Annotated in this window: 14 protein-coding genes; 6 read left to right on the forward strand and 8 right to left on the reverse strand. The window is 43.9% G+C overall.

The features are described 5' to 3' along the window. Nucleotides 1-11: 11 nt before the first annotated feature. Entirely contained in the window at nucleotides 12-5,276 is a 5,265-nt protein-coding gene (locus R8G66_34015; protein MDW3197444.1) for a DUF6443 domain-containing protein, read from the forward strand. A 191-nt stretch (nucleotides 5,277-5,467) separates the two neighbouring features. Then, nucleotides 5,468-6,790, forward strand: a complete 1,323-nt coding sequence (locus R8G66_34020; protein MDW3197445.1) for a hypothetical protein — start codon at nucleotides 5,468-5,470, stop codon at nucleotides 6,788-6,790. A gap of 220 nt (nucleotides 6,791-7,010) precedes the next feature. On the opposite strand, the gene R8G66_34025 is transcribed toward R8G66_34020, so the two are convergent. After that, nucleotides 7,011-9,887 (reverse strand): CHAT domain-containing protein, encoded by a 2,877-nt coding sequence (locus R8G66_34025; protein ID MDW3197446.1) that lies wholly within the window; start codon nucleotides 9,885-9,887, stop codon nucleotides 7,011-7,013. A 482-nt stretch (nucleotides 9,888-10,369) separates the two neighbouring features. On the opposite strand from R8G66_34025, the gene R8G66_34030 reads away from it, so the two are divergent. Further along, nucleotides 10,370-13,405, forward strand: a complete 3,036-nt coding sequence (locus R8G66_34030) for a CHAT domain-containing tetratricopeptide repeat protein (protein ID MDW3197447.1) — start codon at nucleotides 10,370-10,372, stop codon at nucleotides 13,403-13,405. A gap of 27 nt (nucleotides 13,406-13,432) precedes the next feature. On the opposite strand, the gene R8G66_34035 is transcribed toward R8G66_34030, so the two are convergent. Beyond that, a complete protein-coding gene (locus R8G66_34035) occupies nucleotides 13,433-15,370 on the reverse strand; it encodes a cation:proton antiporter (protein MDW3197448.1) in 1,938 nt (645 codons plus the stop codon). Nucleotides 15,371-15,490: 120 nt separating this feature from the next. On the opposite strand from R8G66_34035, the gene R8G66_34040 reads away from it, so the two are divergent. The 3 genes from R8G66_34040 (at nucleotide 15,491) to R8G66_34050 (ending at nucleotide 18,201) form a co-directional block, all read left to right on the forward strand. Next, a complete protein-coding gene (locus tag R8G66_34040) occupies nucleotides 15,491-16,294 on the forward strand; it encodes a DUF547 domain-containing protein (GenBank protein ID MDW3197449.1) in 804 nt (267 codons plus the stop codon). A 102-nt stretch (nucleotides 16,295-16,396) separates the two neighbouring features. Continuing rightward, nucleotides 16,397-17,560 carry an acyl-CoA dehydrogenase family protein gene (locus R8G66_34045; GenBank protein MDW3197450.1) on the forward strand — a complete coding sequence of 388 codons (1,164 nt, stop codon included), beginning with the start codon at nucleotides 16,397-16,399 and terminating at the stop codon, nucleotides 17,558-17,560. Between the two features lie 95 nt (nucleotides 17,561-17,655). Further along, entirely contained in the window at nucleotides 17,656-18,201 is a 546-nt protein-coding gene (locus R8G66_34050) for a methyltransferase (protein ID MDW3197451.1), read from the forward strand. Between the two features lie 48 nt (nucleotides 18,202-18,249). On the opposite strand, the gene R8G66_34055 is transcribed toward R8G66_34050, so the two are convergent. The 6 genes from R8G66_34055 to R8G66_34080 all read right to left on the reverse strand — a co-directional run bounded on the left by R8G66_34055 (nucleotide 18,250) and on the right by R8G66_34080 (nucleotide 25,613). Next, nucleotides 18,250-19,680 carry a hypothetical protein gene (locus R8G66_34055; protein MDW3197452.1) on the reverse strand — a complete coding sequence of 477 codons (1,431 nt, stop codon included), beginning with the start codon at nucleotides 19,678-19,680 and terminating at the stop codon, nucleotides 18,250-18,252. Nucleotides 19,681-19,828: 148 nt separating this feature from the next. Beyond that, on the reverse strand, nucleotides 19,829-21,286 hold the full coding sequence (locus tag R8G66_34060; protein ID MDW3197453.1) for a LamG domain-containing protein: 1,458 nt from the start codon (nucleotides 21,284-21,286) through the stop codon (nucleotides 19,829-19,831). A gap of 231 nt (nucleotides 21,287-21,517) precedes the next feature. Beyond that, nucleotides 21,518-22,525 carry an NADP-dependent oxidoreductase gene (locus tag R8G66_34065; protein MDW3197454.1) on the reverse strand — a complete coding sequence of 336 codons (1,008 nt, stop codon included), beginning with the start codon at nucleotides 22,523-22,525 and terminating at the stop codon, nucleotides 21,518-21,520. After that, entirely contained in the window at nucleotides 22,522-23,292 is a 771-nt protein-coding gene (locus R8G66_34070) for an enoyl-CoA hydratase/isomerase family protein (GenBank protein ID MDW3197455.1), read from the reverse strand. Before R8G66_34070 ends, R8G66_34065 begins: the two co-directional genes overlap by 4 nt. Beyond that, a complete protein-coding gene (locus R8G66_34075; protein ID MDW3197456.1) occupies nucleotides 23,293-24,861 on the reverse strand; it encodes a carboxyl transferase domain-containing protein in 1,569 nt (522 codons plus the stop codon). Continuing rightward, complete coding sequence (locus R8G66_34080) at nucleotides 24,858-25,613, reverse strand: SDR family NAD(P)-dependent oxidoreductase (protein ID MDW3197457.1); 756 nt, start codon at nucleotides 25,611-25,613, stop codon at nucleotides 24,858-24,860. The genes R8G66_34075 and R8G66_34080 overlap by 4 nt, the downstream gene beginning before the upstream one ends.

A 25,613-nucleotide genomic window follows, 5' to 3' on the forward strand; every position in this document is an offset into this window, starting at 1 on the left:
AAAATATGAATATGAAATACCTATTGACAGGCATATTATGGGCGATCGTTTGGTTTGCCCAGGCCCAGGATGGGCAAATTACGGGCCCACAAGTCATCTGTCCCGGTGAACAGCAAGATGTCCTCTATCAGGCTGAATCAAGTAATGGTGGCCTCTCCGCAGGGAGTCATCAGTGGTACCTGGATGGTGTCCGATTATTCGGTATCACTCCTCAAGTGTACGTAGACTTTCCATCTGATAAAAGTCAATTCACACTTGAAGTGCAAGGTGCAGTGAATGCCACAATGATCATCAATCGATTTTCTGCGGGTTCAATTGTGTCTTCAAAATCGGAGGTATGCAGTGGTGAAGCAATTCAGCTCACGGCTTCCGATGTGAACGGTCCGGATGGGCTATGGATGAAAAGTGTGAACGGAGGCTCATGGACCCAACTGGTTCAAACACCTCTTCCGACTTTCGTATCTACCATCAGTAGTGGGCCGATCACCCAAACCACTAAATTCAGGGTGCAAAGCGGCGGGAGTTGCGGTACACTCTATTCCAATGAAATCACAGTACAAATTGCTGATCCAGTGTCCCCAGGGCAGATCAGCGGTGATCAGATCATATGTCCAGGTGATCAGCCTCAGCCTTTGGGGAGTAATGGAGCGGCGCAAGGAGGAACCGGAAGTGTGTCTTACGAATGGAAATATCGTGAAGGGAATACAGGGACCTGGCTCAGTACATCACATGGTGGCTTGACCTATGCACCGGATGAATTGACCACTCTGACCCAATTCCGACGATACGCGATAGACGATTGCGGTAGTGTAGGGTCTAACATTGTCACGATCCAAATGAAAGATACGCCCTTGAACCCCGGGCAGGTCGATGGATCAAAAACCATTGAGGAAGGTCAATACGCTGGCGAACTGGGAAATGTGAGTGCCCCATCGGGTGGTGATGGAACATTGAATTATTCCTGGGTTCGAAAAATTGAGAATGGAAAATGGGAGGTTATTCCAGATGCCAGCGATTTAAGTTTTACACCTACAGGAAGAATCAAAGAGACCACTCAATTCAGACGAGTCGTGACAGACGATTGTAAAAGCGATTCGACGGCCATTGTGACCATAACTGTGCCCTTGAAGGATCAGGAGATCAATTATGTGGCAACATACAGTGCCAGAGAAGAGGACAAGGATTTTGATGATATCTATTATGGAGATAAGTCCTATAAAGATCTTGCCTATCAATACATGGATGGGCTGGGTCGTTCAGTCCAGCAAGTGGCCTGGCAGGCTTCTCCTTCTGGCTTGGATGTGGTACAGCCTATGGAATACAATGGACTGGGGCAGAACCTCAAAAGTTTCCTGCCCTTTACGAATGGAACAACGGCCTGCTACCAACCAGACGCCATTGAAGATGGGACCTATGAAAATAGTCCGCAACATCAATTCTATCGGCAAACACCTGGCATCGCACATAGTACCTTTCCTTTCGGGATCACGGAAGTGGAGAAGAGCCCCCTGGCCCGACCCCTGAAACAAGGTGCACCGGGAGAAGCCTGGCAACCAGATGCGCATCCAGTGACCATGAAATATGAAGTGAACGGTCCTGAAGAAGTATATCACTGGTTCAGTGAAGACTTTGTAGAATTGCTGGGTACATATTATGAGGCCGGAGAGCTGACTAAGGTAACGGTAGCTGATGAAGATGGAAACCAATCCATTACTTACACGAATAAGAGTGGAGAAATGGTACTGAAAAGGAATCAGGTGGATGTGGATGCCTGGGCGGATACCTATTATGTCTACGACATCTATGGTGATTTGAGGGTGGTCGTTCCACCGGAAGGCGTCAAACAATTGGAAGAAGGTGCGGGCGATGGTACCATTGGAGACTACACGGTCTTGACAGAAGATTACACATTGCAATCCGGAGATGCAAACAAGAAGTTTTATTTCCTGGAGGGCGTCCGAGTCACCGTACCTTCAGGCTTTGCAGGCATGCCGATCATCAAGTCATTGGCAGGCAGTGTAGTAATCACTCCAGATTTACTGGATCTCTGGGCTTTTCAATACGAATATGACGGCAGGCATCGGGTGATCAAGAAAAAGGTGCCAGGTGCAGACCATATGTTGATGGTTTATGATCGGTGGGATCGGTTATTGCTTTCGCAAGATGGTAATCAACGAGCCAATAACCAGTGGTTATTTACCAAGTACGATGAGCTAAACCGCCCTGTGATCACGGGTCTTACGACACTTACGGGTACCTTGGAGTCCATTCGCTCCGATGCCCGTGGGAGTAATCGTTTTGAGACGGCAGGAAGTGCGTTACATAGCTACACCAATCAAACCTATCCTGTCCAGGTGGATCAAGTACATTCGGTAACCTATTACGATACAACGCCGACCGGTATTCCTGCGGTGTTGGCCTTTTCTTATCCTGTTGGAGAATGGGGTGCTGTAACCCGAGCAGCTTCTACCAAAGGGTTAGTTTCTGCTACGAAAACCAATGTTTTGGGTACAAACCAGTTTCTATGGTCAGTTACCTATTTTGATGAAGAAAAGCGACCTCTCCAGATTGCTACACAGAACTTGGACGGAGGAACGGAGACGATTTATAACCAATACGATTTTATTGGTCAAGTGCTGAAATCGCGTCGTATCCATGATGATTTGGAGCAGCATATCATCAATGAGTCCTTCGTGTATGATCATTCAGGCAGAGTCTTAGAACATTGGCATCAACTCGATGATCAGGATTCGGTTTTGTTGAAAGCCCATACCTACAATGAGATCAGTCAGGTAACGGAGAAAAATCTCCATAGCACCCTTGCTGATCCTGTGTTTGAGCAGTCGTTGGATTACCAATACAACATCCGTGGCTGGTTGAAGTCCATCAATGATCCGGAGCTGAATGCTGATCCAACGGAGGCCAACCTGGACTTGTTTGGGATGGAGCTGCATTATAGCACGCAAGATGCCCAGATGGGTAATGTTGGGACCTACGATGGTAACATCAGTGCTATCAAGTACAGCAGTCATGGCAATGTAGGGTACAATAAGACCAGGGGTTATGCATTCACCTATGATCAATTGAACCGACTTGCAGCGGCCGATCATTTCAGTAACAACGGCAACGTTGGTCAATATGATGTGCCGGAGTTAACGTATGACCTGAACGGCAACATTGAGACGTTAAAGCGAAACGGCACCGGAAACGGACTGAATGATGATCTGCAGTATACCAACGTGGGCAATCGCCTGATGAAGGTCGACGATGGGGCAAATATCGGTGGATTCAAAGATGGTACCAATACTGGAGATGACTATGCTTACGATGCCAATGGAAACATGACACTGGATCGTAACAAGGACATCACTGCCATTAGCTACAACTTCCTTAACCTGCCAGAGATGGTACAGTTTGCCAACGGCAATACCGTTCAGTTCATATACGATGCAGCCGGAATTAAACTGCAAAAAGTAGCGAACATTGAGGGTGTGGTGACCAAAACGGATTATCGAGCAAGTGTTATTTATGAAGACCATGATTTAAGTTTGATCCAACATGCGGCAGGGCGTCTTATTTCACTCGGTGAAGGAGCAGGTTTTGATTACCAGTACCACCTGGCAGATCACCTGGGGAACAACCGATTGACCTTTTCTACCACTCCCGAAAATTACCGCACGATTGGTACGTTTGAGGCAGGTCAGGGCAATGGCTTCCAGGCACTACATCCACACGTGAATGCCCAGGCCAATACTACTTCAGGCGGTAGCCGGGTAGAATTATTGGATGAAAACGGAGAAGTAGGAGCGATGCTCTTGCTGAAAGTGAATAAGTCGGACACCCTTCACCTAAGTGTCCAAGCAAACTACGAAGCAGTTCCTGCTGGTAATACGTTTTTACCTACTGCCTACAACTTGTTGTTTGGGGCTTTCACCGACAGTTTTGTGGATGGCGAAGGCGTGTCAGGTGCTAATTCCGATGCCTTTAATGATGCCATTACAGATTTCAATGCAGCAAACAAAGGAGGAACCAACAACACGGCCCCCAGGGCGTTCCTCAACTACATCCTGTTCGATGAAGACATGAAGTTTGTCACTTCGGGATTTACCCAGGTGAGTACGGCGGCCCAAGGAATTGGGGTGCACCAGAAGTTGTCCATCAGCGACATCATACCTGATCGAGAGGGATATTTTCTGACTTACCTGAGCAATGAAAATGCGGAGCCAATTGCCGTTCATTTTGACGATTTCAATGTGTATCAGGGTAAGACCAATGTAGTGCAGTCAGATGAGTATTACCCGTTTGGGTTGACTTTCAACTCAAGAAGTAGAAACGGTAATCTGGAAAACTTATGGAGATTCCAAGGTCAAGAGCATCAGACTGAGACAAATTGGGATCAATATAAATGGCGAAATGCTATGCCTGAATTAGGAAGGTTCTTTAATGTCGATCCGTTAGCGGAAAAATATGTATATAATAGTCCTTATGCATTTAGTGAAAATCATGTGACTGCTCATGCTGAATTGGAAGGTTTGGAAAAGTGGTTAGCAACTGATGGAAGTATTATTCATAACCAACCTTATAGTGAGAAGTATGCGAAAGACCAAGGTTTGATTCGCTTGGACAATGGCGTGGATAAGAAAAAGATGGAGTCCATAATGACTATATTAAGGAATACCAATTCTGCTTTATCCTTTGGTTCCGCCGGGGGCACTACATTAGCAAATAACCTGGATCTACCTCGGCAAAGGTCTAAGCTAAAAGTCAAGTCAATTAAAGTAGGTGAAGGGGGCAAATTGCCCATAAACCGTATCAAAGTTGGAAATCCAAGATCTTTGAAAGTGAAAGAGGTTAGGCTCCTGGTTGAGAACTCCCAAATTACTTCTATCAAAAACTTTTCGGGCAAGTTGGGGAGAGCTACGCTAATTGTTGATATGGCCTTTTTAATGACAGACATTTATGAAGCAGAAGCAGAAGTTTACCGTACAGGAAGTTACAATAATGCTGCAACAGGGAATTTGATTAAAAATGGGACTATAAGTACTGTAAGTTATTTTTATCCAGTTGTAGGAGGGGCTGCATTGTTGTACGATATCACAATAATGAAAGACGGTCGAAGAATTAATAGAAACCTTATGAACTATTTTGAAGCCGAATATCTCAAATACAGAAACTCAGACAGTCAAAAAGCTGATAAAGCTCTTGAGAATTATAGAAAGTTTGGAGGCACTAAGTGTTTTGGATGTCGAAAAGAGGCCACTTTTACTCAAGGTTAAAATTTACGATTTTCTACCTGGCGCGGAAGTTACTTCCGTGCCAGACTTGGGTTTCTTTTAAGGAATCTGAGAAAAACGATAAGAATTCATCACTGAGCGTAGCACCTGCTACGCTCTTTTATTTTTCACAAATCCTGATTTAACTGGAACGCTTCCACAATCAATGCAACTAATACCCATAAGCAGTATATATGGAAAAAATCGGAAGGGTCATCTTGATTGTTTGGTGGATGTTGGCTGGAGTAGGGGCTTTTGCTCAGGTCACCAGTAAGGTTCAGGCGACCGGGAAGCATCAAAAAGCCGTGGGTCAATTCAATCATCGCAAGGCAGAGGTCAAGGCAAGAAAAGCGCAATGGAAGGCCTATAAGCGGCAAGCCAAAGAAGCGCGCAAGTATGTTAAAGCCCGAAAAAAGCTCAATAGGTTATACGAAGAGGAGCGGAGCCAATATCCGGATGCTATTGTATGCTCAAAAGAAGATTCGGTAGCCTTAGTGGATCGTTTGATGACAGAAGGAAAACTATCCCATAAACACCAGAAAACCATTGAACAATACGCGGCGAAAGATTCGGCACAGTGGGTCAGAGAGGGAAGGCAAGCCATCAAACAAAGCGTTCCTTATCCATCGGACTCTGCAGCTTTAGCCCAAGAATTAGAGGACCGAATTTCCGGTACACCTTACGAATTACCTGATTTGAATCGTGATTCGCTGACGTGGGAAGCCATGACCAATCACACTGAGAAGGAGGCCGAGCGGCATGCCGAACAACAGGTTAGTGAGTACTTTCCGGATAATCCTGAATTGCCCTTGGGAGAGGGTGCTGGGTTACCTGAAGAGGTACTAGGACTTTCTGAAAAAGTATCCGCACTGAAGAATCCAAATTTCATTTCACCCAAAGATGCCCAGGGGTTGTTTGACAAGGTCGACCCACAGCAATTTCAGGATGCGATGTTGCGTACGGAAAAGCTCAAACAGAAATACCAAAAGCTACCTTCTATAGAAGATCCTAAAAACGGGTTGAAACGAAATTCATTGTCGGATTTACCTTTTGCAGACCGATTGTATTTTGGCGGAAACCTGGACATGCCATCCACGGATCCGCTGGTGCTCGATACCCAATTGCAATTGGGTTATTGGTGGAACAAACATTGGATGACCGGGCTTGGCTTTGGGGTTCGAGAACAATTCTCAGGAGTATCTCAGCCTAATTCTGATAACCACGGCTGGAGTGGCTTTTCACGGTATCACCTGACTCCTTCTATTTTTCTGTGGGGGGAATACTCCGAACGATGGTACCGTTCCCTTTTTGGTTCCGAACCGGCCAACTCGCGCCTTGTGAAAGATTGGGGATTGTTCGTAGGAGCAGGAAAAGATTTCAGAATTGGAAAAGCAACACTTTTCACCCTACTGCTTTACAATGTAAATCATCGGTCCAACGACTTGAGTAACCGACCCTGGCTAATAAAAATTGGGTTCAGGATCGATGGTTTCCATCGCGGAAAAAATAATCCTTAACACAGCTCCCGAAACTTCGTCCAAATACGACTGGAAAGATTTAAAATATCTTAAAAAGCCCTTTGCTTGATTGCCTAGGGCATTTTTATGCTTTTTCAGGCAGCTTAAAAATTTTCCGAAATCCCACCCAGAGCATTTGATTATACGAAACCATTAGGAGACCAAGAAACAATTGATAGGTATGGCATAATGGGAGCATCGCTGATGCTGATGTCTTGTTTTACCTGTATGTCCTCTTTTTTCTGAGTAGCCATAAGGTCACCAAAGTAGGAATAATCAATAGCAGCCACCAATTGTAATTCCTGTCTTGATCGATTGATCTCGTATCACCAACAACGATAAAACCACCCCAAAATGCAGGGTGAACATACAACTCATCACAGTTTTCCAGAAAATCTAACTTGGCCTTACGAAGCGAAACATCTTTCGTTTTCCCGGTTTTCAGATGAGAATAAAACTGTTGCATCAGATTGGCGGTTGTAAGGTCATTGGCTTTCCAAAGTGACATCAACACCGACCGTGCGCCTGCTCGAAAGAACGAAGAGGCTAAACTCTGTGGACCTTCGCCCAGATAGGTTTTGCCCAATCCGGTGTTGCAGGCGCTCAATACCACCATTGGACTGGTCAACTCCAATTGGGTGACTTCCCAGGCATACAGCTTGCCATCATTAAGGCTATCTCGTTTGTCATTTTGGAAAAAGATGAACGAGTTGTCGGGTGTCACCCGGTCATTGTATGCATGTGTGGCCAGGTGCAGGATAGCATTCGGTTTGAAGTTTGATCTGAACGCGCTTTCCGTGGCTGCCTCACTTTTAAGCACGATCCCTCCAAATAGTTCCTGGACATACTCAACTTCTTCCTGATTATGGGCTAAAGGACCAAAATCCCGGCTGACTGATGGCATGGAAGTCATCAATTGTTCGGTCGTTTCAAATTGGCTGGGCGCGACGGCCATCACGTGTGGTGAAGCTGTTTTCTTTATATCGTTGAAATGATCCAACAGGGATAATGATTGGCTATAATTGATCACATGGTTTTTCAGTAAATAAGGCAAGGATCGGTAGTTTTCGCCGGATGTTTCTGTAGTTAACAATTCAAAAGGAACCTGAAATAAAGGTCCATCAGGAATGATGGTCAAATGCTTGGTGAGTTGTTCCGACGAGATGGCATCAAACAGTAGTTGGTAAAGGCTATTCCCTGACTCACTGAAGTCTGATACTCCTTCTTTGGAGAAATCACGAAGTGATAGCTGCTGATTGAAGGTTTGGATGGCTTTTTGAATGATAGTGACTGGTCCGAGTGATTGAATGTCTTGATTTTGCTGATTGAGGATGAGGCGATACAAGTACTTCTTCCCGAAATAATAGCTGATCAGTGTTTGGTCCTTATCGAGTTTTTCTGATAGTTGATGGAGGATGGGCTTGCCTATTGATAAACCGAAATTTTCTTCTTGGGTAAATCGATTTTTTGCTTCCTCTAATTTGACCAAGGTGTCCTGTAGCAAGGTTTGTTGTTCCTTTTTTCCGAAGAGTTGTCCATAGTAATGATTCAACTCCTGATTGATTTTGCTTTGATCAACGAATTGTGATTGGCGTCCTTTCAAATCTAACTGGTGATATAAGCTAATGGATTTGCTTCTTTCTATCAACCAGGTAATGTCGTTTAAAAGGTCTTGATCAGGATCATTGGCATACAATTGAAATCCGTAATCAATTGCCTCCTGATACATGCCATGTATGGTGTCACTCAATCCGATTTGGTCCGCATATGATAAGTAAGTCATCCGCAATTCATTGATTGCCTCATCCACTTCTAAATATTGATTAAATGTTGAGTCTGAAGGTTCAATTTCAGCTTTTTGGTTGAGAGCGATCAGGTTCATCCTGGCTTGCGCCTGAAGCCACGGATCGATGTGCCGGACGTATCCATTGGCTAACTCACGCGTGTTCCGATCAAGTATGTCTTGAAGTATTTCTTGTGCTTCTGCTTGTTTACCGATGTACATGGCTCTTTTTGCAGTAGCCAATTCATACCGGAGCCAATGCGCTGAGCTTTTTTGGCGGGGATTAGAGGAAAGTGCCTTGCTTAATGCTTCTGCTTCTTCGAATTGATGGGTTTCGATAAGGCTATTGTACCATTGGGTATAGCCTTGAATGATCATTTGAGAATTTGGATCATGATGCGCTAATTTTTTTATCGACCTCCGAAAAAAATCAATAGATTTTTCATACTCCTTCCGTTTATATAAAATGCACCCTTTCGTAAATTCTGCTGTTGCCATAATCCATGAATTGGTGGGGTACTCAGCTAACAAATCAAATAACTGTTGAATGTGAAGGTCTGCTAGGTCCAGTTGATTGATCTTCAAATAAGCTTCAGCCTGCAAGGCATACTGGATTGGATAAAGGGGGGCATCTATTGAATCAATTGCTTTTTGCAATAGACCCAGTCCCTGATGGGTGGCGCCTATTTCGATTAAGACCCTTCCGCGGTACGTTAGGGCCAGGTTTTTTTCTGCACCTATTGATGCAATCTCTGCCCAAAGTTTGTATTGCTCCAGCGCCGCCTGATAATTTCCTCTTTCAACGTAGAGATGCCCCATGCTATACACCGCCTTCTTCCAAAGATCACTCCAAGTAAGAGGGTCCTGATCTTTGAAGTATTCTAAAGACTGTAGATACCGGAGCGAGTAATGGATGGAGGAATCTAATTGTGATTGGTAATAATACACATGACCCATAACCTCCAGCGGTCTTAGGTTCCATTTCTCCTCATAAATATCAGTAGGGTGATCATAGATAGCTGCTCTCAGTAGGGGGATGGCTAGCTGATATTTTCCTTCATGGTAATGTAGTAGGCCTGTCAAATAGTTGAATTGAATTGGATCAATTGGATGCTCATATTCCTCAATTGTGGTAGAAGTTAGCAGGGATCTAGCGTTAGATAATTGACCGGTTTTGATCAGCTCTTCCACTTGAAGCACGATATCCAAAGAACCATTGATAAGTGAGTCAGTGGCAGTCCTTAGTGGCATAGCCTCTACAAATAGACCACTGAGAATGAACAATATTGCAAATAACCAATTGTTTCGGTACAAGATTAAATAAGTTAAATGATCCTTATCCGTATGGTAACACTTGATAACAGGTTAAACCTCATGCTTGATCGGAGTAGTTGGTGCTGGATTTTTGGATTCTTTAAATTTTAGCCGAATTACTTCTTAAACCTGAAGATGGAACGATCACCCGCTTTGGGTAACTAACCGGTAGTTACTCATAAGAGCAACATTCACACATTTGGATTAGTTAAAAATGGAGCATTCATGGTGCTCCTTTTTGTTTTGAATTGTTGCTATCAAGGACGGAGCCGGTTGATGAAAATCATTAATTCCTGATAAAGGATGTTAGATGCTAAAATCGTATTAACCTTGTTGCCTTAAAAGAACCTCACGAATTATCAAGCAAATAACTTCATCTGGAGCAACGATCTCGCTATTATGTGGGTCTTTGAGAATGAAAAAATGATCAGGAACAACTCATGAAATACGGAATAGTACTATTGGTAATATGTTTAGGCTTAATGTCTTCTGAACTATGTGCGCAAACGGAGATAACCTCAGATACAACCCGGGCCAACGCTTACTTACGTCAGGGCATCAGCTTTCGGGAGTCTGGTACTTATGACAGTGCTCGTCTCTCTTTTCAACGAGCAGCTGAACTTTTTAACGAATTCGAACTTTGGGAGCAGTATTTTAGATCCAAACTGGAGTTAGGGCATACCTATTCTTTTGAGGGAGAGGCGGATAAGGCATTGAAATATGAGAAGTCCAACCTATTGGAAAACATTGAAAGAACGGGTGGTAATAATGTCTCTCATGCGCTTTCCTTGGAATATATTGGGACCTATTTCTCGGATTTAAGTAACACAGATTCGTCGTTACATTATTACAAGCTCTGTCTGGACTTGCGGGAGGATATTTTGCCAAAATCACATCCGAAGCTGAGCGCCATCCATCGACAGATTGGAACGGTCTATCTGGAAAAAGGTAAGTACAGAATTGCTGAGGGTTGGATTGAGAAAGCCATTGACCTTGCATTAGCCAGTCCTGAATCCGATCATAACCTTCCTCACATCTACAGCATATATTCCAGTAATTTCTATCAACAAGGCTTGTACAGTCAGTCTTTGAAATTTCGCCAGAAGTCACTTAATCTTGAGAAGGATGTAGAATCGGTTGATAAACGGGGATTAGTCGCGCAGTACAATGGTCTGGGCCTTATCCATATGCAGATGGGGCAATATGAACTTGCCATAAAATATATTCAACAAAGTCTGGATCTAAGTAAAGAAACTTGGGGGCCTAATCATTATGTTACTGCGTGGGCTATTAATGATCTTGGTGCAGCCAAGATGTTTGCGGAAGACTATCAGGAAGCTATTACGCTCATGAAAACGGCGCTTGACATTCAGACTGGATATGTGGCAAACGATAATTTCCGGTCTGGAGCACTAAATTTGAATTTAGGAGAGGTTTACCTGAGGGCAGGTAATTATGAAAAATCACTGGAATTTAGTCAAAAAGCGATCGATATTCTGTCTGCGATTTGGGGTGAGGATCATCGTGACTTATTGGGTGTTTATATTAATCAAGGCAAATGTTATCAGATTTTAGGGCAGCCCGAAGAGGCAATTGATAATTTCGAATTTGCTTTGGAAGGACTTCAAAGAACAGTTGGTAAGCGATATCCATTGGTGGCCACGGTGTTGAAGTCCTTGAGTGAGGTATATCTGGAACTAGGTCAGACAGATAAGGCTCAATTTTATATTCAGAAATCTTTGATTGCCTGTACAGAGGACTTTAATGACGAGGATCTGGCCAAAAACCCATTGCCGGTTCAAAGCCTCGATAATGTATTAATGTTGTCTATTCTCGATACTAAGGCTCGCATCTTGAAGCAGAAAGGGACAAAAGATGCCTTGATTCATGCATTATCTGCATTCATCACAGCTGATGAAGTAGTAGCTCTGACGAGAAGGAGAGCCATTCAGTATTCAGATAAAGTTGAGTTTGCGGCTTCTGCCGAGAATATATACCAGAACGCTTTGAAGTTAGCGGCAAGGCTTTATCATGAGACTAATCAGGAAACCTACCTTCAAAATATTTATCACTTTTCTCGAAAAGCCAAAACAGGTACCTTGCTAGATTGGCTTGCTGTGAACGATGCCAAAAATTTTGGTGATGTTCCGGATTCCATCGTCACATATGAAAGGCAGTTAAAAGAGAAATTTTCATTTGTTCGTTCCCAGATGACTCAGAAAGGGTTAGACTCACTGGAAAGAGCGGAACTTGAAGATGAATTCTTTAGTCTGATTCAAACCCAGGATTCTTTGGAGTTCATATTAGAGGAGAAATTTCCGGCTTATTACCATCTCAAATACGATTTTTCAGTAAAAGACCTGGCCTCTCGAAGACAGGATTTTTCGGAAGATGAGCTGGTCATTGAATTTTTTTTAACTGATTCATTGTACTACGGTTTTGCTATGACGCATGATTCTCTTATGCTGGTACCTATTTATTCAAGAGATTCACTGGACCAGATGATAGTGACCTACCGACAGAAACTGTCAGATCGTGAATTTGTGAAAGATGACGCGAAGAGATTGTATGATGTATTGATATCACCACTACTTACCCCATTTGAGGGGTCTGAAATTAAGAAATTGAGGGTAGTTCCTGATGGCTTTATAGGCTATTTGCCGCTTGAAGTGACGATGCGGGAAACGGAAAGTCAGGAATATAAGTACCTACTTCAGGATTATGAGGTGGTTTATGATTACGGTGACAATGAAGAGCTTTCTCAGGTTTCAGCCGAAGAATATGTCATCAGTTTTGCGCCTTCCTATAGGTCACAGGACCTTCCACAGGTTCTCGATATCTCAGATCAGTTTAGGGATGCCATAACACCATTGAAATGGAATCAAAAAGAGGCAGAGGCTATTAAAAATTATCTGAAAGGCGAGGTTTTTTTGGCAGATGAGGCCACCGAATCCGCGTTTAAAGCTCAAAGTGATTTCACTGGAGTTCTGCACATGGCTGGTCATGCCTTTGTGGATCATAGTGATCCCCTTAATTCCAGGTTAGTTTTTCAGCAACACACGGACAGTCTGGAGGATGGAATGTTACATACGTTCGAGTTATTCAACATGGACCTGAAGGCCAGTATGGTTGTGCTTAGCGCATGTAATACAGGGTTTGGGCAAATTCAAAATGGAGATGGGATTTTAAGTCTTGCCAAAGGGTTTGAGTATGCAGGTGTTCCGAGTATTGTGATGAGCCATTGGAAAGTGGATGATCGGGTCTCCAGCATTATCATTGAAAAATTCTATGACTATTTGTCACAGGGTAAAACCAAAGGAGCTGCACTCCGGCAGGCGAAACTGGATTATATACAAAGTGCCACAGAAATTGAGAGTTACCCTTATTTCTGGGGTGCCTTGGTAGTGTCTGGAAATGATCAACCCATTGTAGGTTCTTCAAACGCTGTGTTAATATGGGGCACGATCTTATTCATAGGTCTTCTATTAATTTTAGGTATTTACGCGATAAGAAGGTGAGGCTGAAAAACAGCGCATTAAGTGGGTTTACTTCTCAAATTTAAATTGCACTTCATTCAGGCTTTCGATCGACCCTACTACGGTAATGATGTCATTGATCCTTAGGCGGGTGTAGCCGTGGCTGATGATCGACTGACCCATTCTGGAAATTGAAAGAATAATGATGTCCGAAGGAAGGCGCAGGTCCCGGAGGGCTATTCCATGTAGCGAAGCGTTGCCCAGTTTGATGTCTCGGGTATCCTGACCTTTTTCCATGCCCAGTAAAAGGGATGTGGCTTGCGGTGATCGCACGAGGTGATCCATCAGGCTCACGATGGCCGTAGAAGGGTCCACGATCAAGGCATTGAGGTCCACAAATTTTTGAGAATTAAAGCGGTTGTTGAGCCTTACCACCAGATCATTCGTGCCGTACTCGTGATAAGCCAGTTCACAGATTTCTAGATTCTCTTCGTCAGAGAGCATGGTCACAATGGCATCGGCTTTAGGCATATCCATCGCATCGAACACTTCCTTAGAAACTTCCTTGAAATAAATGATTGGAAAATCTTCTGGTTCGGTGAAGCTTCCTTTTTCTTTCTTCGTAGCAATCTCTACTTGCCAGCCATTGTCTTTAAGTTGTCGGGCCAGGGCAAGTGACTGGCTTTCATAACCGAAAATGATCACATCATTGATCCCATCAAAATCGGGAGTAGTTCCTCTGGTACGATCTTCTCCAACCTGGAAAATCGCGAATTTGAATAAGGGTGGCCCAATGAATTGATTGAGTACAATCATGGCAATGATAGCTGTTGAGAATTGTGGTCCCCAGTCTGGGAACTCATTGGCAACGACCGTCGTAAGTCCCAGGGCTACACCTGCCTGGGTGATGTATGGCATCCATCCCAGGTGATTTTGCTTCATCGGGTCGCCGGCAAGCATGCCACCCACATAGCCACCAATGATCATGGTTGCAATTCTGATGCCGAACAGGATCAGGGCTACTCCGATGATCTCCCCCAGTACATTGACCGATAGAGTCGCGCCGGTTAGGGTAAAAAAGGCTACGTAGATAGGGGTATTCGCGTCGTGAAGGATCTTCAGGAATTCGGGGCGGTATCGGCTGTAGTTGGTCACGTTGAAGCTTGCCAGGATACACATCAACAGCGGTTCCAAAAACAAGGAGTGTGAAAGGACCTGACCTGAATAATCCCGAACCATTCCCGAGAAGTAGTAAGCTGAATAACCGACCAGAAGGACGATCACGATTTTTATATCCCGTCTGATTCTGAACGAGAGTACTTTTTTGAGTAAGAACCCAAAAACGAAAAATCCTAAAGCAAAGGACAATCCGAGCTCAAGCAAAAGGAACAGGATAGAAACAAAATTGAAATCTTTTCCAGAGATCAATGATTGCCCCAAAGACAAACAAATGGAAAACAAAACAATGACCAGAAAATCTTTGACGACCGTCACGCCCATTACGGTTTTCACGAAAGGGCCTTTTGCCCGCAACTCATTGATCACGGCAATGGCCGAAGCTGGAGAGCGGGCGACAAATACCGCCGCAGTAATGGTAGCGATTGAGATTCTTACCGCCAGGCTTTTGCCTGCTAAAAAGGGGATGTATTGCGACAGTAAAACCAGTAAAATGGAGCCGAGGACGAATGTGACGACCAGTTGGCCGAATGTATTCCATTTGATGCTTTTAATCCGATCTTGTAACTCACGCAAGTAAAGCTCGGCTCCGGCCGCAAAAGCGATGAAAGCCAAAGCAGTTTCGTTGATGAATGTTAACTGTGTACTTGCCTCAACAGGTATTAGATTCAGAATATAAGGACCAGCTAGAATTCCCGTGATGATCACTCCGGTAATCAGTGGTAGATTGATTTTTTGGAAAACACGCGCAATGCGATCTGCCGCGATCGCAATGATCAAAAAGCCGGCTATGAGCGCAATTAGTTGACTATTTTCCAAAATAATATCCATAGCTCTTACTGTGTCATTTGGATAACAAATTAGGTTTATTACACGACCTTATGCTACACATGAACGTTACCATTTAGGTGTATCAAAGGATTATTTTCGCACTTCGCAACTCGTAAAATAATGGCTTCTTTTCAAAAAGCAACAAAATACTTGTCTCTGCCTCAACTTCTTTATGGGCTCATTATCGCTGTATTAATGGCCAGCTGCAATGCATTGGATCCGCAACAAGCTAATACTCAGCCGATATCGCATGAAATTTTTGATGTCTTGCTCAAAAAACATGTAGACGCCTCCGGATTGGTTTCTTATAGAGGATTTGAAAAAGATCGTGAGCAATTGGATCAATACCTCGACTTACTCACCGACAACCCTCCGAATGATCAGCATTGGACGGAGCCAGAGAAATTGGCATACTGGATCAATCTTTACAATGCGTTTACCATTGACTTGATCCTCGATCATTATCCGGTCGAGAGCATCAAAGACATTGGTGCTAAAGTGCAGGTTCCTTTTGTTAATACTCCCTGGGACATCAAATTCATTGAAATCGCCGGAGAAAAGTATGATTTGAACAACATAGAGCACAACATTTTACGTAAAATATTTGAAGAGCCGAGGATTCATTTTGCGATCAATTGTGCTTCCATGTCTTGCCCGAAGTTACGTGCGGAAGCATTTAAGGCCTCAAAGTTGGAAGAGCAGTTGCAGGAACAAGCGGTTGAATTCTTAAATGACCCAGCTCGAAACCTCATCAGCCCAGACAAGGCCGAAGTTTCGAAAATATTTCAGTGGTTTAGCGGAGACTTTACAAAAAGTGGCTCTTTGAGAGAATTCTTGAATCAATATGTGCAGCAGAAAATATTAGAAGAGGCCGATATTGATTACATGGATTATGAATGGTCAATCAATGAAACGCCAAATTAAATTTTTTAGTAAACGTTTGTTTGGCTTGATTTTTGAAAGATTATAAGATCATTTTAATGGTATAAAGAATTATATTTGTTCTAACCCAAAAATTCACCCCTTATGGTTGCAACAGAAGTGAACCCAGCTGCCGTTGAAGAAAACAAAACAATGATCCAGGAAATGATCCGGGATTTTGCGGCAAAAGAGATTGAACCCTATAAAATGGAATGGGATGAAGCCCAACATTTTCCTTCGGAGTTATTCCGTAAAATGGGTGAGCTTGGATTGATGGGGGTTTTTGTTCCTGAACTATATGGAGGAAGCGGTTTTGGCTATCATGAGTATGCCACGGCCATCATAGAATTAGGAAAAGCAGACCCTTCTATTGGTCTGTCTATGGCAGCACATAATTCTTTGTGCACGGGCCACATTTATTATCACGCCAACGAGCATCAAAAGCATACTTACCTGCCGAAGCTGGCTTCTGGCGGATGGATTGGCGCGTGGGGACTGACGGAGCCTAATACTGGATCTGATGCAGGGAACATGAAAACGACGGCTGTTCTGGAGGGAGACGAGTGGGTGATCAATGGCGCGAAAAACTTCATCACTCATGGAGGTTCAGGTGATGTGGCCGTAGTGGTGGCAAGAACGGGTGAACCCAACACCAAGAGAAATGCTTCTGCATTTATTGTCGAGCGTGGAACTCCCGGTTTCCAAGGCGGAAGAAAAGAAAACAAACTAGGAATGCGCGCTTCCGAAACTTCCGAGATGATCTTCGAAGATTGCCGAATTCCAGCCGAAAACCTGATTGGAGAAGTAGGGGATGGATTTGTTCAGGCATTGAAAGTATTAGACGGTGGTCGGATCTCTATTGCCGCATTGAGTTGCGGGATTGCTGAAGGGGCCATGGATGCTGCGATAGCCTATTCCAAAGAGCGAGAGCAGTTTGGACAATCCATCAGCAATTTTCAGGGTATTTCCTTCAAATTGGCGGAAATGGCGACTTCAGTAGAAGCTTCAAAACTGCTGACGTATCAGGCTGCCGAATTCAAAAACACGGGCAAAGGAGATGTCAATCATGCAGGGGCTATTGCCAAATTGTATGCTTCCGAGACTGCCGTTTCTGTGGCCAATGAAGCTGTGCAGGTCTTTGGTGGATATGGTTACACTAAAGATTACCCGGTAGAAAAGTACTATCGCGATGCAAAACTTTGCACGATCGGAGAAGGAACTTCAGAGATTCAAAAACTGGTCATTGCCCGTAGCTTACTAAAAGACTGATTGATTCAGTAAATTATTTTTTGAGGAGGTCTTTTTCGGTTGTCGTGGAACTCATGGGTTGAGGAATTAACTTTGGGTCCAAATAGACACGAAGCATGATAGAAATAGATCAGGATGGCGCGTATTTCAAAACCCATCATCGTCGGTTCCTGAATACGCTGGAGTTCATGAACGGTTTGGATTTGAAAGGTAAAAAGATTCTGAACCTGGGCCCTGACAATCCGTTTTCACACATGCTGATCAATGAAGGGTATGATATCACCAACACGAATGTAGGGCAGGACCTGGACCTTGATTTTGAGGTGGTTAGTGACCCTACCTATGAGGTGGTGGTAGGATTCGAGATACTGGAGCACATGGTTTCTCCATTCCCACTGTTAAAAGCCATTGCTGGAAAACAACTGGTCATTACTGTTCCCCTCTCCATGTGGTTTACAAAAGCCTATTGGAATGATCATGATCCATACGATTGCCACTATCATGAATTTGAGGCAAAGCAAGTGAAAATGCTGCTTGAAAAGGCCGGATGGTCAATCAAGAAAGATGAAAAACATATTGCACCCATCAAGAAAATTGGCATTCGACCTTTTTTAAGGACAATCACTCCCAGACATTATTTTGTCTATGCAGAGCGGCCTTGATCTTTGATCAACTGTAAAAGAACATCCTGAAAAATCACATGGGTTCAATCAAACTTTCAATTTTCGGGTTTTGATCCCCAATCTTCGATACAGATTGTAAAGCCTGTATTTTTTCATTGTTCGGATCATGTCCTGTTTTTTGTCCGGATTTATCGGTAGGTCTATCGCTGCTTTATTCCCATCCGAAAGTTCCCTGATGATTTCGTCATAGAGCTTGTTGAAGTGTGAGTCCCGGTACTTTCGATTTACGCTAAGCAATGTTTTTAGCAATGCCCGTGAGTTCATGGGTGAAATGACGTCTCTGCTTAAAGCAGCTGCTTCTGTTTTCATTTTTGCCCCCCAGTTGGACATTTTTTCCTCCCAGTAAAACATGTCGAGTACATGATACCCGAATCTTTCGAAATGCGGTTTGCTTTTGAGCCACTGTTCATATTGATCGACAACAAATGGATGAATTGAGTTTCCAGAGATGAATGCCAGGTCCTCCGCCGTATACCAGCTTCCATAGCCGAAGAAGTTTCTTGCTATTTCACTGACGTTGCCATTTATGAAAGAGCGATCTACATCATTGATGTCAATTTTTGGATACCGGGGAAAATCGATGTGATCCTTGTAATCGGTAGTCACTTCATAGGTTTCCAGATCATCAATGACATCAAATTCTTTTTGAAAAGCAGTGGTTAATTCCCGTGGAATTTTAATGTCGTGATGTTGATCTGACATGCCCTTGTGCCGGAAAACAAAATATTCGCAATTATCGCTGTTCAGACTGGCCAGGAACAAGACACGGCTGTCATAACCTCCGGTTACAGCAATTTTCGAAGGTTTCCTTGTGGCAACTGCTTCAACATAGCCGCGAATCATTTTCGCAGCTTGAGAAGCGCCTTCCTGGAGCGTACGTGATTTAAGCTTTTCTAAAGGGAAAAATCGGTTGATTTCTTTCTGATGAACATCGATGTAATGATTGGGCGTCAGATGAACAACATTTTGAAATTGTGTGCTATTGCCAACAAAAAGTAGATTCCGATTAAATGTTTTTGATGTGTAAAAGTCCTGTGCCGAAGATGAAGCTTCGTGCTTTCGTAAATCTGCTACTAGGCCTAGTAGACTTGGCTGGGAACCAAAAGCCTGAAAGTCGGCATCATAATAAACTTCCTTTTGTCCACAGGCATCATTGAATAAGAAGATCTTTTCATCAATCTGGAAGATGACGATGAATTCCCCTGAAAACTGGTCGAATTCCAGGATTAGCTGCTCCAGGGATTGTGCTTTTAAAACCGAAAGCAGCTCTTCATTGGTTTTTTCGGGTTGCAACCAATCAAAGATGTCACCGATCAAATGAATTCCAATACGAGCATGATCCACATGAGTATGCTCGAGCTCGCTTCCCAGGTGAAGATAATAGTCACTGATCGTTACGACTTTGCCCGAATGATGCTCAATAGGTGTTTTGGAAAGAAGAAAATGCTTTCTCGTCACAATTTTCCATTTATGAAGTAAGCAGCTAAATTAAAAGATATGCGTATTACTGTTCAGCATATACATGCCTTCTAAACTGCTTTGGCACAAAAAAAGAGTGACTTTTCAGACACCCTTAAAGTTTTTGGATCTTCGATAGATCAGGTTGTTATTGGCAACTGAGGTATTCGATCTCTTCAGCGCTAATTGCCCTGCTATAGAATCTTAAGTCATCAATTTTTCCTGAAAATGTTCTATCGAATAGACCATCCGAATGATGAGCAGCCCCAACGACACATTTTGTGGTAGAAGAGGACGACTTAAAGGTGATCGTATTGGCAACTGTACCCACAGATGTCCCATTTTTGAACATTTCATAGTTAGTTCCGTCAAAAGTGACAATGATATTCTGCCAATCTTCATCTGCGGAAGTCGTTAATTGATTGCTAGTTGTGCCTCCCTGGTCAAATGCATAGAAACGGATTTCACCATTATACACATCGATCCTCCAGTTTCGATTGTCACTGGCTGAGTTGTATTTGCCTACCACATATTGTACATCATCCGTATTTACGCTGGTAGGGTCAAACCATACCGATATTGAGAAGTTACTGTGATTTGCAAAATTGAATTGTGAAGATTCGCTTAAGTCGATATAGTCCGTGCCGTCAAATTCGTAAGCGCTGTTGTTTTGGCCTAATCGGTCAGTAGTCAGCACAGGTTCGCTGCCACCAAAACCATCGCCAAGTGTACCTTCCAGTCCATTACCACTTTCATCATTGGCGTTTCCTGTAAACGAATATTGAGCAAATACATCCTGATCGATTGTGGTAGGAGCAGTTGCATTACAGGAAGTAAATGTGATATTTAGAGGAACGGTTGTATGATAATCAATGGAGTCAGCATTTAATACAGCAGTTTTTGAATTGTTTTCATCGAGCTTGACGGTTAAGGTGACTTCATTGTAATCTGTTCTTAGACGTACCAGATTGATGGAATCCCCTAGCGATCGAGAGTAGAGTAAATCGCCATCTCCGGAGACGGTTAATTCGGAAGCTGTAAAGACGAACGCAGTAGCATCACTATTCAATGTTTGCACACTTAATAAGATATTTTTTGTAGGGGCGATTTGAAATGATAGTGAAGTATATCCCAGGTCTTCCGGATCGACGTTTATCGTGCTGATTACTTCAAGCGCCAGATCTGAGACCTCATCTGAGGTAATTGTAAAGCTTACAGGTAGGGGGTTTTCAACTAATGAAGCTAATAAGGCATCTTCCAAAGGTGCGGCAAAAATGATCTCATTATTCTCGTTGAGTACAAGAAACTCCTCGACCGTATAAGTGCCAACCTCCAGAACAATAGGTTCGATCAAGTAAGCATCGTTGAATTGTAATACGTCAAATTCTTCACTATCCAGGACGGTGGTTCCGTCACTCTTATTGATTGAAATGACAACAGTTGCCGGATCGCCTTCTTCAAGCCGTCCGCTGTTTTCTGTAATGACAGGGTTTAATGAAAGTTGTATACTGCCTGTCGGAGTAATTCCGTCATCATTATTTTGACAAGAGGCGATCATGATCATAAGTGCCACAATCCATGGTAATCGTTTTGTCAGTAGTTTCATGTATGTTGTAATTGGTTATAAAAGAGCAACAAATTTAGAGATAAATCGTTGATTTTCGATTTCATATTAATTAATGCCCAATCCAGTTCTCTTAGGGGCCTAATGGTGAATTTGGGCAATTCCTTTTGATGCCTTGTAATGTAGTGCATAAAAAATCAGGCTCAATCCGACCATTGGTTCACTATCAAATTTGTCAAACTGAGCCTGTTAAAATTGGTAATTTTAATAGGTTTAGTCGGGCTTCACCTTCAGGATCAGCTTACCTAATTTCTCTCCTGAGAATAATCTCAAAAAGGTCTCGTGAAAGTTCTCAATGCCTTCATAAACATCTTCTTTAGCTTTCATTTTACCTTGCATCATCCACATGCCCATTTCCATGGCTGCTTCCTTGTATTGGCTAGCATAGTCCATCACGACCATACCTTCCATTGAGGCACGATTTACTAACAATGACAGATAGTTGCTAGGCCCTTTGATCTCAGTTTTGTTATTGTACTGAGAAATGGCCCCACAGATCACGATTCTTGCTTTTCTGCGGATGCGGGTCAGTAAAATGTCCAGCATTTCACCACCAACATTATCGAAGTAGACATCTACGCCCTTAGGGCAAGTCTCTTTCAAGCGATCTCGCAAGTTTTCATTTTTGTAATCGATGGCAGCATCAAAGCCCAATTCCTCGGTGATGTATTTGCACTTATCCGGTCCACCCGCAATACCTACCACATAGCATCCTTTGATCTTGGCGATCTGTCCGACTACAGCGCCTACAGCACCAGCAGCTCCCGATACAACGACAACTTCACCTTCTTTGATCTTACCAACTTGCAAAATGCCGAAATAAGCCGTCATGCCAGGCATTCCCAATGCTCCGATATAAGTCGGCAAGGGTGCCAGACTTGGGTCTACCGGATAGAACCCTTCGCCATTAGTTACAGTGTATTGCTGAACACCGCCCCATCCGGCTAAAGTATCACCTACTTTATATTTAGGGTGATTGTTTGCTTCAACTACCTCACCAATCGAGCCTGCTCGCATCACTTCCCCGATGCCTACCGGTGGAATGTAACTTTTGGCATCATTCATCCATCCACGCATGGCAGGATCCAATGAAATGAAGTGGTTCTTGATCAATACTTCACCTTCTGCCAATGCAGGAGTCTCATTTTCTTGAAGTTCCCAGGTATCTGCTTCAGGCAGACCCATTGGTCTCTTTACTAAGATTTGCTGCTTATTATTCATTTCTTTTTACTGCTAAAGCTCTCAATGAGAGCGGTTATTCTTTGTCTTACTTCGGGTTTCCACCAGATTTTTAAGGCTTGCTTCAGGTCGCCTTCAGCATCCAGATTCTGCGCAGCAAACCAAGGTTGCCTTAAGGCTTTTTTTGTGTACTGAAAGATGTCCGGGTCTGCTTGTAAATACTGTTGCATTTTGGCTTCTGCCTTATTCAGTACCTCTTCCTGAGGATAGATCTCTTCTACTAAATTGAACTGCTCTGCTTCTTGTGGGCTCAACAATTTGCCATCAAGAATGAACCGGTTTGCTAAACTGCGGCCTAACCAGAAAGCGTAAGCTTCTGTCAGGTTTTGCGTGATCTGTACATTGACCTGCATTTCGTTGAGCCCTAAGGAATATTTCGGATCATCGGCCATCACTCGGTAATCAGCAGTGATCGCAATTACAGTTCCACCAGCCGGACTAAATCCGGTTAAGGCACATATAAATGGCTTGGAAAATCGACTCAACTCTACATGCATGGTGCCAAAATCACGGAGGAAGTTTTCGATTTGTTCCTCATTGTAGCCCATCAATTCAATCAGGTCCAGTCCTGCCGAAAAGATTTTTGGATTACCCGTCAGCACGACGCCACCTACCTTTTCGTCCTGATCTAATTCCTTGAAAAGGGTTCTGATCTCAGCGACCATCTCAGCATTGATGGCGTTCACTTTTCCACGTGCCAGCTCGACGACCACATAATTTCCCTTATTATTTATTTTCAGTGTATTCATTTACCAACTATCTATCATTCGTTCATTTCTTTTGATCTCCGCGGAGTTGAGTCCGGTGATCAGATATTTTCTGGTATCGGCAGGATCGATCACCTCATCAAATTCCAGCATTGGCGCTGCATTGATGGCTTTACCTTTCGCATACGCTTCGTTGACGAGCTTTTCATAAAGTGCTTCTCGTTCTTCGTCGGTAGGGCAAGCCTCCAGTTCTTTTTTGAACCCCAATTTTACAGCACCTTCCAGCCCCATTGCTCCGAACTCCCCCGAAGGCCAGGAAATGGTAAAAAAGGACTTCCAAAGGCTGCCACCTGCCATCGCCATTGCGCCTAAACCATAGGCTTTTCGAAGCACAACGGTGAAAATCGGAACCTGGAGGGAGGCTGCTGTGATAAAGAGTCGATTGGCATGACGAACCATGGCCGTCTTCTCGATTTGTGGTCCAACCATGAATCCGGGCGCATCGCAAAGCGAAACAATCGGCAGGCCAAAGGCATCGCATAATTGCATGAATCGGGAAAGCTTGTCCGATGCATCACTGTCAATGGCACCTCCGAGATGTCTCGTGCTATTAGCAATAATTCCAACGGGTTTGCCTTCTATTCGTGCCAAAGCAGTTACCACGTTCCTGGCAAAGAGACTCCTTAATTCAAGTACGGTTCCCTCGTCAGCTAAAAGGTGAATGACTTTTTTTACATCGTAACCATATCTTCTGTCTTCGGGAAGAAGCTCTCGTAAACCTCTTTGATCTCCTATTGACCAATCCTTTGTGTCTCCCTGAAAGTAAGAAAGGTATTTTTTTGCGACTTCAACGGCTTCCTTTTCATCCTGAACCAGTACATCGATGGTGCCATTAAGTGCTTGTTCTTGTGCGGGTCCAATCTCTTTCGGATGATACACCCCCAGTCCGCCGCCTTCTATCATGGCTGGACCACCCATGCCAATGGAAGTATTTTCAGTAGCGATGATCACGTCTGAACTACCGGCAATAGAGGCATTACCCGCGAAACAATAGCCGGACACAATCGCAATACGAGGTACCTTGCCACTTAATCCCGCATATTCCGTGAAGGTGCTTAAGTCAAGCCCGCCGACGGAAATTGGATAAAAGTCTGTGTCTCCCGGACGTCCGCCGCCGCCTTCCACGAAAAAAACGATTGGCTTTTTAGACGCTTTAGCGACCTGCATCATGCGGTCGGTCTTCTTGTGGTTAAATGCTCCCTGTGTTCCTGCTAGAACCGTGTAATCATAAGAGAGCACCACACAATTGGCTGCTTCCTTTCCGAACAATTCACCATTGATGGCTCCAATACCCGTAACAAGTCCATCAGCGGGGGTTTGTTCTCTCAGTTCTTTTCTCGATTTTCTGGTCGTTTGCGCAGCAATGGCCAGGGCTCCATATTCCACGAAAGTATCTATGTCACATAGATCGGCCACATTTTCACGCGCAGTACGCAGGCCTTTTTGATGCCTTTTTTCTACTGCTTCCGGACGATTGATATCAAATGTGAGTGCCTTGCGTTCGTTGAGTCCCTGCAGGTCTTCTCTGATATTTACTTCAGACTTGCTCAAAGCGACGACCCTCCATCCAGGGTAATGGTCTGCCCGGTAATGAAGCTGGATTGATCAGAGGCCAGCCAGGTGATGGCATTCGCTATTTCTTCAACTTCTCCGAACCTGCCCATAGGCATGAAAGCCAGCAAGCGTTGCTCCATGTCCGGTTTACTGGAAAATAGCTGACCCAAAAGATTGGTTTCTGTATACCCCGGACAAACGGCATTTACCCGAATGTTTTGGCGCGCGTATTCCAGTGCGGCAGATTTCGTCATACCTACCACAGCGAACTTACTCGCGGAGTAAGAGAGGTTTTTTCCGGAAGCCTTTAATCCCGCTAAAGAGGCAACGTTGATGATATTGCCATTTCCCTGTGTGACCATTTGCTGCAAGGCACACTTCATGCCGTAGAAAACCCCGGTTTGATTCACAGCGATTACCCGATCCCAATCTTCGAGGGTGTGGTCACCTGCCTTGAGCATCTGACGCGGACCAATTCCAGCATTGTTGACCAGAATATCTAGTTTACCATGTTTTTCTACCGTGCTTTTCACCAAACTTTCTACTTGCTCAAAACTGGAAACATCTGTTTTTACCGCCTCGGCTTTCCCTCCATTTTGCTTGATGGTGTCTGCGGTACTTTTGGCTTCATTTTCGTTGATATCGGAGACGATCACGGTAGCACCATAAGCTCCGAATTGAAGGGCGGAGGCTGCACCGATCCCGGAACCTGCTCCGGTGATGATCACGACGTGATTTTCGAAATTCAT

This window comes from Cytophagales bacterium (assembly GCA_033344775.1).
In the GTDB taxonomy this organism is placed as follows: Bacteria; Bacteroidota; Bacteroidia; order Cytophagales; family Cyclobacteriaceae; genus JAWPMT01.